Source organism: Citrobacter sp. CK206 (assembly GCF_030333125.1).
Classification (GTDB): Bacteria; Pseudomonadota; Gammaproteobacteria; order Enterobacterales; family Enterobacteriaceae; genus Citrobacter_B; species Citrobacter_B koseri.
The window spans coordinates 465479-478997 of record NZ_JAOWGM010000020.1 but is presented as its reverse complement, the minus strand read 5'-3'; the positions used below and the strand labels follow the sequence as shown (position 1 = coordinate 478997).

The 13519-nt window shown below is 55.2% G+C and carries 12 protein-coding genes and 1 tRNA gene; 12 read left to right on the top strand and 1 reads right to left on the bottom strand.

The genetic code is table 11. The features are described 5' to 3' along the window. Nucleotides 1–2 precede the first annotated feature (2 nt). Nucleotides 3–78, top strand: a tRNA-Gly gene (locus OGX81_RS03035). 269 nt (nucleotides 79–347) lie between these two features. On the opposite strand, the gene queG is transcribed toward OGX81_RS03035, so the two are convergent. Beyond that, nucleotides 348–1487, bottom strand: coding sequence for a tRNA epoxyqueuosine(34) reductase QueG (gene queG, locus OGX81_RS03030; protein WP_110123662.1), 1140 nt, complete (start codon nucleotides 1485–1487; stop codon nucleotides 348–350). On the opposite strand from queG, the gene nnr reads away from it, so the two are divergent. The 11 genes from nnr (at nucleotide 1486) to purA (ending at nucleotide 13410) form a co-directional block, all read left to right on the top strand. Then, complete coding sequence (gene nnr, locus OGX81_RS03025) at nucleotides 1486–3033, top strand: bifunctional ADP-dependent NAD(P)H-hydrate dehydratase/NAD(P)H-hydrate epimerase (protein WP_104867863.1); 1548 nt, start codon at nucleotides 1486–1488, stop codon at nucleotides 3031–3033. The two genes, queG and nnr, sit on opposite strands and share 2 nt — an antisense overlap. After that, entirely contained in the window at nucleotides 3005–3466 is a 462-nt protein-coding gene (tsaE, locus tag OGX81_RS03020; protein ID WP_012134443.1) for a tRNA (adenosine(37)-N6)-threonylcarbamoyltransferase complex ATPase subunit type 1 TsaE, read from the top strand. Before nnr ends, tsaE begins: the two co-directional genes overlap by 29 nt. A 16-nt stretch (nucleotides 3467–3482) precedes the next feature. Beyond that, entirely contained in the window at nucleotides 3483–4814 is a 1332-nt protein-coding gene (gene amiB / locus OGX81_RS03015) for an N-acetylmuramoyl-L-alanine amidase AmiB (RefSeq protein WP_012134442.1), read from the top strand. 9 nt (nucleotides 4815–4823) lie between these two features. After that, complete coding sequence (gene mutL, locus OGX81_RS03010; protein ID WP_104867862.1) at nucleotides 4824–6683, top strand: DNA mismatch repair endonuclease MutL; 1860 nt, start codon at nucleotides 4824–4826, stop codon at nucleotides 6681–6683. After that, nucleotides 6676–7626: a tRNA (adenosine(37)-N6)-dimethylallyltransferase MiaA gene (miaA, locus tag OGX81_RS03005; protein ID WP_012134440.1), complete on the top strand. Its 951-nt coding sequence runs from the start codon at nucleotides 6676–6678 to the stop codon at nucleotides 7624–7626. Before mutL ends, miaA begins: the two co-directional genes overlap by 8 nt. An 84-nt stretch (nucleotides 7627–7710) precedes the next feature. Further along, nucleotides 7711–8019, top strand: a complete 309-nt coding sequence (gene hfq, locus OGX81_RS03000) for an RNA chaperone Hfq (RefSeq protein ID WP_012134439.1) — start codon at nucleotides 7711–7713, stop codon at nucleotides 8017–8019. 73 nt (nucleotides 8020–8092) lie between these two features. After that, nucleotides 8093–9373, top strand: a complete 1281-nt coding sequence (gene hflX / locus OGX81_RS02995; RefSeq protein WP_286487524.1) for a ribosome rescue GTPase HflX — start codon at nucleotides 8093–8095, stop codon at nucleotides 9371–9373. A 92-nt stretch (nucleotides 9374–9465) separates the two neighbouring features. Next, nucleotides 9466–10722: an FtsH protease activity modulator HflK gene (gene hflK, locus OGX81_RS02990; RefSeq protein WP_047459458.1), complete on the top strand. Its 1257-nt coding sequence runs from the start codon at nucleotides 9466–9468 to the stop codon at nucleotides 10720–10722. A 2-nt stretch (nucleotides 10723–10724) separates the two neighbouring features. Beyond that, nucleotides 10725–11729, top strand: a complete 1005-nt coding sequence (gene hflC / locus OGX81_RS02985) for a protease modulator HflC (RefSeq protein ID WP_012134436.1) — start codon at nucleotides 10725–10727, stop codon at nucleotides 11727–11729. 82 nt (nucleotides 11730–11811) lie between these two features. Further along, the gene (locus tag OGX81_RS02980) at nucleotides 11812–12009 is read left to right on the top strand and encodes a DUF2065 domain-containing protein (protein WP_024130795.1); all 198 of its coding nucleotides are present in this window, start codon (nucleotides 11812–11814) and stop codon (nucleotides 12007–12009) included. Between the two features lie 102 nt (nucleotides 12010–12111). After that, nucleotides 12112–13410, top strand: a complete 1299-nt coding sequence (gene purA / locus OGX81_RS02975; protein WP_012134433.1) for an adenylosuccinate synthase — start codon at nucleotides 12112–12114, stop codon at nucleotides 13408–13410. Nucleotides 13411–13519 lie beyond the last annotated feature (109 nt).

The following is a 13519-nucleotide window of genomic DNA, read 5'->3' as shown; positions in this document are numbered from 1 at the left end:
AAGCGGGAATAGCTCAGTTGGTAGAGCACGACCTTGCCAAGGTCGGGGTCGCGAGTTCGAGTCTCGTTTCCCGCTCCAAATTCTTATCTCCATAAAATTATCCACAGCGTATTTTCACGTTGGGGGCCTTTTATTTTGCCTCTGAAACACTCTTGTAAACAGACTTATCCACAGGTCCAGGCATTATTCCTGGAATACAAAAAACTTCGCCTGGTGAATAGTAACTTTGTAACTTATTGAAATTGATAAATTAATTATCATTTCGAAATGTTAATGCGATCACTTGACGATTTTTTCCCTCTTGAATCGCAATGTCTTTTTATTTTTATACACAAGCTGTGGATGACTCAGGCGTCGCGCGGCAGTCCCTTTTCAATGACCCTGACCAGGCGTTGTTTCTTCGGTAATTGCACCTCCACCACGCAGGCATTTCGCTTCTCAATTTGCTGCGCAATCGCCCACTCTATGTGTTCATCGAGAAGTGGGTGCTCACCCCGGCGACTTTCCAGGGCGGTAATCACGGCGTTATCCCAGGGCGCATTGCCTAACGCGACGGCAATATTTCGCAGCCAGCGTAAGTGACCAATGCGGCGAATCGCCGATCCTTCCGTAACTTTTAAAAACCAGGCTTCGCTCCAGCCAAACAGTTCAATCAGCTCTGGCGCGTGAAGATGCTTGCGGGGACTGAAATCTTCTTCATCGGTCAGTTGCGAGTAGCGGTTCCACGGGCAGATAAGCTGACAATCGTCGCAGCCGTAAATCCGGTTGCCCATTAATGGCCGAAGCGCTTCTGGTATCGCCCCCTCCAGCTCAATCGTGAGATAGGAGATGCAGCGGCGCGCATCCACCGTGTAGGGCTCGACGATTGCGCCGGTCGGGCAGATGGTCAGACAGGCAACGCATTTCCCGCAGCCTTCTTCAACTGGCGTATCAATGGGGAGAGGCAAATCAATTAACAATTCCCCCAGGAAAAAGAACGAACCGGCTTCGCGGTTAAGGATTAGTGAGTGCTTACCTGTCCAGCCAAGCCCGGCTTTTTCAGCCAGAGGACGTTCCAGAATGGGCGCAGAATCGACAAACGGTCTAAAATTCAGCGAAACGCAGTGCTGCTGAATCCTCTCGCCGAGTTTTTTGAGACGGTTACGTAACAGTTTATGGTAATCACGGCCCAGCGCATAACGACTGATGTAGCCCAGAGAGGGATTTTTTAGGGTACTGGCGAAAGCGGCATTGGCAGGCAGATAATTCATGCGCACACTGATGACGCGCAGCGTGCCGGGCAATAATTCGTGAGGACGGGCGCGCATCATTCCGTGGCGAGCCATCCAGTCCATTTCGCCGTGGTATTGTTTATCCAGCCATGCCTGTAATTTGGGTTCGCTGGCGCTGAGATCGGTATCGGTAATACCGACCTGCTGAAAGCCCAGTTCCAGCCCCCACTGTTTAATATTTTGCGCTAACTGATTGAGATCGAGGGGCTCTGACATGACGGACCATACAATGAAGAAAAACCCCGCAAGTATACCACACTCCATCTGGCCCGCCGATGAGATCAAACGGGCGGAACGCGAGGCGGCGGACAGCTTAGGGCTGACGCTGTATGAGCTGATGCTGCGGGCGGGGGAAGCCGCATTTCAGGTTGCACGCGACGCGTACCCCGATTCCCGGCGCTGGCTGGTGCTTTGCGGTCATGGTAATAATGGCGGCGACGGCTACGTGGTGGCGAGGCTGGCGAAAGCCGCAGGTATTGAGGTGACGCTACTGGCGCAGGAGAGCGATAAGCCGCTTCCTGAAGAGGCAGCGCAGGCACGCGAGGCGTGGCTCAATGCCGGGGGCGTCATTCATGCGTCGGATATCATCTGGCCGGATCATATTGATGTGATTATTGACGCCCTGCTGGGGACCGGCCTGACGCAGGCTCCGCGCACCGCCCTCTCTACGCTTATTGAACGAGCGAACAGCCATCCAGCGCCGGTGGTGGCTATTGATATCCCTTCCGGTTTGCTGGCGCAAACGGGCGCCACGCCTGGTGCGGTGATGAATGCCGCGCATACCGTTACCTTCGTTGCGCTGAAACCCGGTTTACTGACGGGCAAGGCGCGGGATGTCGTGGGAGCGCTGCACTTTGACGCGCTGGGGCTGGAAAGCTGGCTGGCAGGACAAGAAGTTCGTATCCAGCGCTTTGCGGCTTCGCAACTTTCCCACTGGCTGACACCACGCCGCCCGACGTCGCATAAAGGCGATCATGGTCGGCTGGTCATTATTGGCGGCGACCACGGGACGGCGGGAGCGATACGTATGACCGGCGAAGCGGCGCTGCGTGCCGGTGCTGGATTAGTGCGGGTGCTGACGCGCAGCGAAAATATCGCGCCGTTGCTGACCGCCCGTCCCGAACTGATGGTGCATGAACTGACGCCTCAATCTCTTGATGACAGTCTGCAATGGGCGGATGTAGTGGTGATCGGCCCCGGGCTCGGACAGCAGGAATGGGGTAAAAAAGCGCTACAGAAAGCTGAGAGTTTTCGCAAACCGATGCTCTGGGATGCGGATGCGCTGAACCTGCTGGCAATCAATCCCGATAAACGTCACAATCGCGTGATCACGCCGCATCCGGGGGAAGCCGCGCGGCTACTGGGTTGTTCTGTCGCAGAAATTGAAAGTGATCGCTTACTTTCAGCACGTCGTCTGGTAAAACGGTATGGCGGCGTGGCGGTGCTGAAAGGTGCGGGAACGGTCGTCGCCGCCCAATCGCATGCGTTGGGCATTATTGATGCCGGTAACGCCGGGATGGCCAGTGGTGGAATGGGCGATGTGCTTTCCGGCATTATTGGCGCATTGCTTGGACAGAAGTTTTCCCCGTATGATGCAGCGTGTGCGGGATGTGTTGCCCACGGTGCGGCGGCGGATGTTTTAGCGGCGCGTTATGGCACCCGCGGCATGCTGGCAACCGATCTCTTTTCTACGCTACAGCGTATTGTTAACCCTGATGTGATTGACGTAAACCATGATGAATCGAGTAATTCCGCTACCTGACGAGCAGGCGACTTTAGACCTGGGACTACGCGTAGCGAAAGCCTGTGACGGTGCGACCGTCATCTATTTGTACGGCGACCTGGGGGCGGGGAAAACCACCTTCAGCCGGGGATTTCTACAGGCGTTGGGCCACAAAGGTAATGTGAAAAGCCCGACATACACGCTGGTTGAACCCTATACGCTCGATAACTTAATGGTGTATCACTTCGATTTATACCGACTTGCGGATCCTGAGGAGCTGGAATTTATGGGGATCCGTGATTATTTTGCCAACGATGCCATTTGCCTGGTGGAATGGCCGCAACAAGGTAAAGGTGTACTGCCTGACCCGGATGTCGAAATACACATAGATTACCAGGCGCAAGGTCGTGAGGCGCGCATTAGTGCTGTCTCCTCATCAGGTGATTTGTTGCTGGCGCGTTTGGCCGGTTAACCTTAAGGGTGGCGGGATGATTTATCGCATCAGAAATTGGGTGGTGGCAACGCTGGTCCTGCTGTGCGCGCAGGCGGGGGCCGCCAGCCTCTCCGATATTCAGGTATCTAACGGCGATCGGCAGGCGCGGATTACGTTCAGTTTTATCGGCGATCCTGATTACGCGTTTTCGCAAGAAGGTAAACGTACCGTCGCGCTGGATATCAAACAGACCGGCGTGATTCAGGGACTGCCGTTGCAGTTTAGCGGCAACAACCTGGTAAAAGCGATTCGCTCCGGTACGGCGAAAGATGCGCAGTCGTTGCGGTTGGTTGTCGATCTGACGGAGAACGGTAAAACCGAGGCCGTGAAACGACAGAGCGGCGGTAACTATACCGTGGTCTTTACCATCAACGCCGATACGCCTCCGCCGCCACCTCCACCGCCTGTTGTCGCAAAACGCGTTGAGACGCCGGTGGTCGCTCCGCGTCCGACTGAACCTGCGCGAAATCCGTTTAAAACAAACCAGGATCGCGCTACTGCCGTCACCAGCAGCAATACGGTAACGCGCCCGGCAGCGCGGGCGACATCCAGTAACGGCGACAAAGTGGTGATTGCCATTGATGCCGGTCACGGCGGGCAAGACCCCGGCGCTATTGGCCCCGGCGGGACGCGGGAGAAAAACGTGACGATTGCTATCGCCCGTAAGCTGCGCACGCTGTTGAATAACGATCCGATGTTCAAAGGCGTATTGACCCGCGACGGGGATTATTTCATCTCCGTGATGGGTCGCTCCGACGTGGCGCGTAAGCAGAACGCCAATTTCCTCGTCTCCATTCATGCGGATGCCGCGCCAAACCGTAACGCGACGGGCGCCTCGGTATGGGTGCTGTCAAACCGTCGCGCCAACAGCGAAATGGCGAACTGGCTGGAAGAACATGAGAAGCAGTCTGAGCTGCTGGGCGGCGCGGGCGATGTGCTGGCGAACAGTCAGGCTGACCCCTACTTAAGCCAGGCTGTGCTGGATTTGCAATTCGGTCATTCCCAGCGCGTAGGGTATGATGTGGCGACAAACATGTTAGGTCAGTTGCAGCGCATTGGTTCGCTGCATAAGCGTCGCCCTGAACACGCCAGCCTCGGCGTGTTGCGTTCCCCGGATATCCCCTCGGTGCTGGTTGAAACGGGCTTTATCAGCAACAGCGGCGAAGAACGTTTGCTGGCAAGCGATGCTTATCAGCAGCAGCTGGCAGAGGCGATTTACCAAGGGTTGCGTAACTACTTCCAGGCGCATCCGGTGCAATCCGGGCCGCAGAGCGCTCCGGCGCAAACGGCCAGCGCGGTGTCGCCGGGCGAGTCGTTGATTAACTAAGGATTTTACATGCCGATTCAGGTTCTACCGCCGCAACTGGCGAACCAAATTGCCGCAGGTGAGGTGGTAGAGCGACCTGCGTCGGTTGTGAAAGAGCTGGTGGAAAACAGCCTTGATGCAGGGGCGACGCGGATCGATATTGATATCGAACGCGGCGGCGCAAAGCTTATTCGTATTCGCGATAATGGCTGCGGAATTAAAAAAGACGAGCTGGCGCTGGCGCTGGCTCGCCATGCCACCAGTAAAATCGCCTCGCTTGACGATCTCGAAGCGATTATCAGCCTCGGATTTCGCGGCGAAGCGCTGGCAAGTATCAGCTCGGTTTCGCGTTTAACCCTCACGTCACGTACCGCGGAACAGGCGGAAGCCTGGCAGGCCTATGCCGAAGGGCGTGATATGGACGTGACGGTAAAACCGGCGGCGCATCCGGTCGGCACCACGCTGGAGGTGCTGGACTTGTTCTACAACACGCCGGCACGGCGCAAGTTTATGCGCACCGAGAAAACCGAGTTCAACCACATTGACGAAATTATCCGCCGCATTGCGCTGGCGCGCTTCGACGTCACCCTTAATTTGTCGCACAACGGTAAAATGGTGCGCCAGTACCGCGCGGTTGCGCAGGACGGGCAGAAGGAACGTCGATTAGGCGCGATTTGCGGCGCACCGTTTCTGGAACAGGCGCTGGCGATTGAATGGCAGCACGGCGATCTGACACTACGCGGCTGGGTGGCCGATCCTCACCATACCACGGCGGCGCTGGCGGAAATCCAGTACTGCTACGTGAACGGCCGCATGATGCGCGACCGGTTAATCAATCATGCGATTCGTCAGGCCTGTGAAGACAAACTGGGTGGCGATCGGCAACCGGCATTTGTGCTGTATCTGGAGATTGACCCGCATCAGGTGGATGTGAACGTGCATCCGGCGAAACATGAGGTGCGTTTCCACCAGTCGCGGCTGGTGCATGATTTCATCTATCAGGGCGTATTGAGCGTGCTACAGCAGCAGCTTGATGCGCCGCTGCCGCTGGCGGAAGAAGCGCCTGCGCCGCGTCACATCCCGGAAAACCGCGTGGCGGCCGGGCGTAATCATTTCGCTGAACCGGCCTCTGCGCGGGAACCCGCCGCGCCGCGCTATTCCACGTCGTCAGGGGCAACCGGCGGACGTCAGCCTGCTGCCAGTTGGCCGCATGCCCAGCCGGGCTACCAGAAACAGCAGGGCGAAGTGTACCGCCAGCTGTTACAGACGCCCGCTCCGCGACAACCGGCGCTTGCACCGGAAGCAGAAACGGCAGCGCCGTCGCTGGCAGGGCATAGCCAGAGTTTCGGTCGCGTGCTGACCATTGTCGGCGCGGATTGCGCATTGCTTGAGCGTGACGGCAATATTCACCTGCTGGCGCTGCCCGTGGCGGAACGCTGGCTGCGTCAGGCCCAACTGACGCCGGGGCAGACGCCGGTCTGCGCCCAGCCGTTGTTGATTCCGCTGCGCTTAAAAGTGTCGGCGGAGGAGAAATCCGCGCTGGAAAAAGCGCAAACACCACTGACGGATCTGGGGATTGAATTCCAGTCAGATGCGCAGCATGTGACCATTCGTGCAGTGCCTTTACCCTTACGCCAACAAAATTTACAAATCTTGATTCCTGAACTGATAGGCTACCTCGCGCAGCAGTCAGCGTTTGACGCGGGCAATATTGCACAGTGGATTGCGCGGAATTTGATGAGTGAACATCCGCAGTGGACGATGGCACAGGCCATTACGCTGTTGGCTGATGTAGAGCGGTTATGTCCGCAGCTCGTGAAGGCGCCGCCGGGTGGTCTGTTACAACCTGTTGATTTACATTCGGTGATGAACGCCCTGAAACATGAGTGATGTAAGTAAGGCGAGCCTGCCAAAGGCGATTTTTTTGATGGGGCCGACGGCCTCCGGCAAGACGGCGTTAGCAATTGAATTGCGTAAAGTTTTGCCAGTAGAGTTGATAAGCGTTGATTCCGCCCTTATTTATCGGGGGATGGACATCGGTACGGCGAAGCCGACGGCTTCAGAGTTAAAGGCCGCTCCGCACCGATTGCTGGATATTCTCGATCCGGCGCAAGCGTACTCAGCAGCGGATTTTCGCCGCGATGCGTTAGCGGAGATGGCGGAGATTACTGCGGCGGGGCGTATTCCGCTGTTAGTGGGCGGCACAATGTTGTATTTCAAGGCGTTGCTGGAAGGACTTTCGCCCTTACCGTCGGCGGAACCCGAGATCAGAGCCCGAATTGAGCAACAGGCGGCAGAGCAGGGATGGGATGTGTTGCACCGACAGCTTCAGGATATTGATCCGGTCGCTGCCGCACGGATTCATCCAAATGATCCGCAAAGACTTTCCCGGGCACTGGAAGTTTTTTTCATTTCGGGTAAAACTTTAACGGAACTGACGCAAACGTCAGGAGACGCTCTACCGTATCAGGTGCATCAGTTCGCCATCGCCCCGGCGAGCCGTGAACTGCTCCATCAGCGAATTGAGCAGCGTTTTCATCAGATGTTGGCTTCAGGTTTTGAAGCAGAAGTTCGGGCGCTTTTTGCCCGTGGAGATTTGCATACGGACTTGCCTTCCATTCGTTGTGTGGGATACCGCCAGATGTGGTCATACATTGAAGGCGAAATTTCATATGATGAAATGGTTTATAGAGGTGTTTGCGCCACGAGGCAGTTGGCGAAGCGTCAGGTAACCTGGTTGCGTGGTTGGGAAGGAGTACGCTGGCTTGACAGTGAAAAGCCTGACCAGGCGCGAAACGAAGTATTGCAGGTTGTTGGTGCTATCGCGAACTGAATGTGTACAATTGAGACGTATCGTGCGCAATTTTTCAGAATCGAAAGGTTCAAAGTACAAATAAGCATATAAGGAAAAGAGAGAATGGCTAAGGGGCAATCTTTACAAGATCCGTTCCTGAACGCACTGCGTCGGGAACGTGTTCCAGTTTCTATTTATTTGGTGAATGGTATTAAGCTGCAAGGTCAAATCGAGTCTTTTGATCAATTCGTGATCCTGTTGAAAAACACGGTCAGCCAGATGGTTTACAAGCACGCGATTTCTACTGTTGTCCCGTCTCGCCCGGTTTCTCATCACAGTAACAATGCCGGTGGCGGCACCAGCAGTAACTACCATCACGGTAGCAGCGCGCAGGGTACTTCTGCGCAACAGGACAGCGAAGAAACCGAATAAGGTTTTGGCTGTTTTACACACGGGGAGCCAGGGAACCTGCGTTCCCCGCTGATATATATCGAGGGGTTGACGCTTGTTTGACCGTTATGATGCCGGTGAGCAGGCGGTACTGGTACACATCTATTTTTCGCAAGACAAAGATATGGAAGACCTCCAGGAGTTTGAGTCTCTGGTCTCTTCCGCCGGTGTCGAAGCAATGCAGGTGATTACCGGTAGCCGTAAAGCACCGCACCCGAAGTACTTTGTAGGTGAAGGTAAGGCAGTTGAAATTGCGGAAGCCGTGAAAGCGTCTAACGCTGCGGTCGTGCTTTTCGATCATGCTTTAAGCCCGGCCCAGGAGCGTAACCTGGAACGTTTGTGTGAATGTCGCGTGATCGACAGAACCGGTCTTATTTTAGATATTTTTGCTCAGCGTGCACGTACCCACGAAGGTAAGTTGCAGGTTGAACTGGCGCAGTTGCGTCATCTGGCCACGCGTCTGGTTCGTGGCTGGACCCACCTTGAAAGGCAGAAAGGCGGGATTGGTTTGCGCGGTCCGGGTGAAACCCAGCTCGAAACCGACCGTCGTTTGCTGCGTAATCGTATTGTACAGATACAGTCGCGCCTGGGGAAAGTTGAGAAGCAACGTGAGCAGGGGCGGCAGTCGCGTATAAAAGCGGATGTCCCGACGGTCTCGCTGGTGGGATATACCAACGCCGGTAAATCCACCCTTTTCAATCAGATTACTGAAGCCAGGGTGTATGCCGCAGACCAACTGTTTGCGACCCTGGACCCGACGCTGCGCCGTATCGATGTCGCAGATGTGGGAGAAACCGTACTGGCGGATACCGTAGGGTTTATCCGTCATTTACCGCACGATCTGGTGGCGGCGTTTAAAGCGACCTTGCAGGAAACCCGGCAGGCCACGCTCTTGTTACACGTTGTTGATGCCGCTGATGTGCGCGTACAGGAAAACATCGACGCAGTGGATACGGTTCTCGAAGAGATCGACGCTCACGAGATCCCAACCCTGATGGTGATGAACAAGATCGATATGCTGGACGATTTTGAACCGCGTATCGACAGGGATGAAGAGAACAAACCAATCCGTGTCTGGCTTTCTGCGCAAACAGGGGTTGGGATACCACAGCTTTTTCAGGCTTTGACGGAGCGGCTTTCCGGCGAGGTGGCGCAGCATACGTTGCGTTTGCCGCCGCAAGAAGGGCGTCTGAGAAGCCGGTTTTACCAACTTCAGGCAATAGAAAAAGAGTGGATGGAGGAGGACGGCAGCGTAAGTTTGCAGGTTCGCATGCCGATTGTCGACTGGCGTCGCCTCTGTAAACAAGAACCGGCGTTGATCGACTATGTGATCTAATGGCGGCTCGTCTGGAGCATGGAGTAATTTCGCCTTATCCCTCTCGTCGAAAGACAACGGGGATCACCGCATAACAAATATGGAGCACAAACATGGCGTGGAATCAGCCCGGTAATAACGGACAAGACCGCGACCCGTGGGGAAGCAGCAAACCTGGCGGCAACTCTGAGGGAAATGGAAACAAAGGTGGTCGCGATCAGGGGCCACCTGATCTTGATGATATCTTCCGCAAACTGAGTAAAAAGCTCGGTGGTCTGGGTGGCGGTAAAGGTACAGGCTCTGGCGGTGGTAGTTCATCGCAGGGGCCGCGCCCGCATATCGGAGGTCGTGTCGTTACCATCGCAGCGGCAGCGATCGTCATTATCTGGGCTGCCAGCGGTTTCTACACCATCAAAGAAGCGGAACGCGGCGTGGTGACACGCTTCGGTAAATTCAGCCACCTGGTTGAGCCGGGTCTGAACTGGAAGCCGACGTTTATCGATGAAGTCACTCCGGTAAACGTGGAAGCGGTTCGCGAACTGGCGGCGTCCGGTGTGATGCTGACTTCTGATGAAAACGTTGTGCGCGTTGAGATGAACGTGCAGTACCGTGTGACCGATCCGCAGCGTTATCTGTTCAGCGTGACCAGCGCGGATGACAGTCTGCGTCAGGCGACCGACAGCGCCCTGCGTGGGGTTATCGGTAAATACACGATGGACCGCATTCTGACGGAAGGTCGTACCGTTATTCGTAGCGATACCCAGCGTGAACTGGAAGAGACCATTCGTCCGTACAACATGGGTATTACCCTGCTGGACGTCAACTTCCAGGCAGCGCGTCCGCCGGAAGAGGTAAAAGCGGCGTTTGACGATGCTATCGCGGCGCGTGAGAACGAACAGCAATACATCCGTGAAGCGGAAGCGTACACCAACGAAGTTCAGCCGCGTGCGAACGGTCAGGCGCAGCGTATTCTTGAAGAAGCGCGTGCATACAGAACCCAAACCATCCTGGAAGCGCAGGGTGAAGTGGCTCGCTTCGCTAAAATTCTGCCGGAATATAAAGCCGCACCAGAGATTACTCGCGAGCGTCTGTATATCGAGACGATGGAAAAAGTGTTGAGCCATACGCGTAAAGTTCTGGTCAACGACAAAGGTGGCAATCTGATGGTTCTGCCATTGGATCAGATGCTGAAAGGCGCTAACGCGCCTGCGGCAAAAGACAGCACGGCTAACAATCTGCTGCGTCTGCCGCCGGCCTCATCGTCCAGCACGAGCGGAGCAAGCAATACCTCGTCCACCAGTCAGGGCGATATTATGGACCAACGCCGCGCTAACGCGCAGCGTAACGACTACCAGCGTCAGGGGGAATAACGATGCGTAAGTCAGTTATTGCGATTATCATCATCGTGCTGGTAGTGCTGTACATGTCTGTCTTTGTTGTCAAAGAAGGCGAGCGCGGAATTACGCTGCGTTTCGGTAAAGTTCTGCGTGACGATGAAAACAAACCGCTGGTTTATGAGCCGGGCCTGCACTTTAAGATCCCGTTCATTGAGTCGGTGAAAACGCTTGATGCGCGTATCCAGACGATGGACAACCAGGCCGATCGCTTTGTAACCAAAGAGAAAAAAGACCTGATCGTTGACTCCTACATCAAATGGCGCATCAGCGATTTCAGCCGTTACTACCTGGCGACAGGCGGCGGCGATGTTTCTCAGGCCGAAGTGCTGCTGAAACGTAAGTTCTCTGACCGTTTGCGCTCTGAGATTGGTCGTCTGGATGTGAAAGACATCGTGACCGATTCCCGTGGTCGTTTAACGCTGGAAGTGCGTGACGCGCTGAACTCCGGTTCTGCGGGAACGGAAGATGAAGTGGCGACTCCGGCGGCGGATAGCGCGATTGCCGAAGCGGCTGAACGCGTTGCGGCAGAAACCAATGGCAAAGTGCCGGTGATCAACCCGAACAGTATGGCGGCGTTAGGTATCGAAGTGGTGGATGTGCGTATCAAGCAGATCAACCTGCCGACCGAAGTATCTGAGGCGATTTACAACCGTATGCGCGCCGAGCGTGAAGCGGTAGCCCGTCGTCACCGTTCACAGGGTCAGGAAGAAGCGGAGAAACTGCGCGCGACCGCCGACTATGAAGTGACCAGAACGCTGGCGGAAGCCGAGCGTCAGGGCCGCATTTCGCGTGGTGAAGGTGATGCCGAAGCCGCGAAACTGTTTGCCGATGCCTTCAGTCAGGACCCGGACTTCTACGCCTTCATCCGTAGCCTGCGTGCTTACGAGAAGAGCTTCGAAGGCAATCAGGACGTGATGATCATGAGCCCGGACAGCGATTTCTTCCGTTACATGAAGACACCGAATACGGCAACACGTTAAAATCGTATCAACGGTTTTAGATGAACAAAACCACCGGCATCCTCAGGGAGGCGGTGGTTTTCTTTTTATATAAGGACGATGGATGAATTCAACTATCTGGCTGGCGCTTGCCCTCGTTTTGGTACTGGAAGGTTTAGGCCCGATGCTGTATCCCCGCGCCTGGAAGAAAATGATCTCTGCCATGACGCAACTGCCGGAAAATGTTTTACGTCGTTTTGGCGGCGGTCTTGTGGTTGCCGGAGTTGTTGTCTACTACATGTTGAGGAAAACGATTGGCTGATCAAAAAGTAGTCGTATTTGCCGATCTTAGCATGCAAAAAGTGCTGTATATCTGAAAAAGCGATGGTAGAATCCATTTTTAAGCAAACGGTGATTTTGAAAAATGGGTAACAACGTCGTCGTACTGGGCACCCAATGGGGTGACGAAGGTAAAGGAAAGATCGTCGATCTTCTGACTGAACGGGCTAAATATGTTGTACGCTACCAGGGCGGTCACAACGCAGGCCATACTCTCGTAATCAACGGTGAAAAAACCGTCCTCCATCTTATTCCATCAGGTATTCTTCGTGAGAATGTTACCAGCATCATCGGTAACGGCGTTGTGCTGTCTCCGGCTGCGCTGATGAAAGAGATGAAAGGACTGGAAGACCGTGGTATCCCTGTCCGTGAGCGCCTGCTGCTGTCTGAAGCCTGTCCGCTGATCCTTGATTATCACGTTGCGCTGGATAACGCGCGTGAGAAAGCGCGTGGCGCGAAAGCGATCGGCACCACCGGTCGTGGTATTGGCCCGGCTTATGAAGACAAAGTGGCTCGTCGCGGTCTGCGCGTTGGCGATCTGTTCGATAAAGCTACCTTCGCTGTAAAACTGAAAGAAGTGATGGAATATCACAACTTCCAGCTGGTGAATTTCTACAAAGTGGAAGCCGTTGACTACCAGAAAGTGCTGGATGATGTGATGGCAATCGCCGACATCCTGACCTCTATGGTTGTTGATGTTTCCGATCTGCTGGACCAGGCGCGTAAGCGTGGCGATTTCGTCATGTTCGAAGGCGCGCAGGGTACGCTGCTGGATATCGACCACGGTACTTATCCGTACGTTACCTCCTCTAACACCACTGCGGGTGGCGTAGCGACCGGTTCTGGCCTGGGGCCGCGTTATGTGGACTACGTTCTGGGTATCATCAAAGCTTACTCCACTCGCGTGGGCGCGGGTCCGTTCCCGACTGAGCTGTTTGATGACACCGGCGAGTTCCTGTGCAAGCAGGGTAACGAATACGGCGCCACCACCGGTCGTCGTCGTCGCACCGGCTGGCTGGACTCCGTTGCTGTGCGCCGTGCGGTGCAGATCAACTCCCTGTCTGGCTTCTGCCTGACCAAACTGGACGTGCTGGACGGTCTGGAAGAGGTGAAAATCTGCGTGGCTTACCGTATGCCGGATGGCCGTGAAGTAACCACCACACCGCTGGCAGCGGATGACTGGGAAGGCATCGAGCCGATCTACGAAACCATGCCGGGTTGGTCTGAGTCCACCTTTGGCGTGAAGGATCGCAGCGGCCTGCCGCAGGCGGCGCTGAACTACATCAAACGTATCGAAGAACTGACCGGCGTGCCGATTGATATTATTTCTACCGGCCCGGATCGTACTGAAACGATGATTCTGCGTGACCCGTTTGACGCATAATTTGGGGTCATGGCGCAGTGCCTGATGGTGCTGCGCTTATCAGACCTGTTCACACTGTAGGCCGGATAAGGCGCTTTTCGCCGCCATCCGGCTTAATACAGCGTAAGAT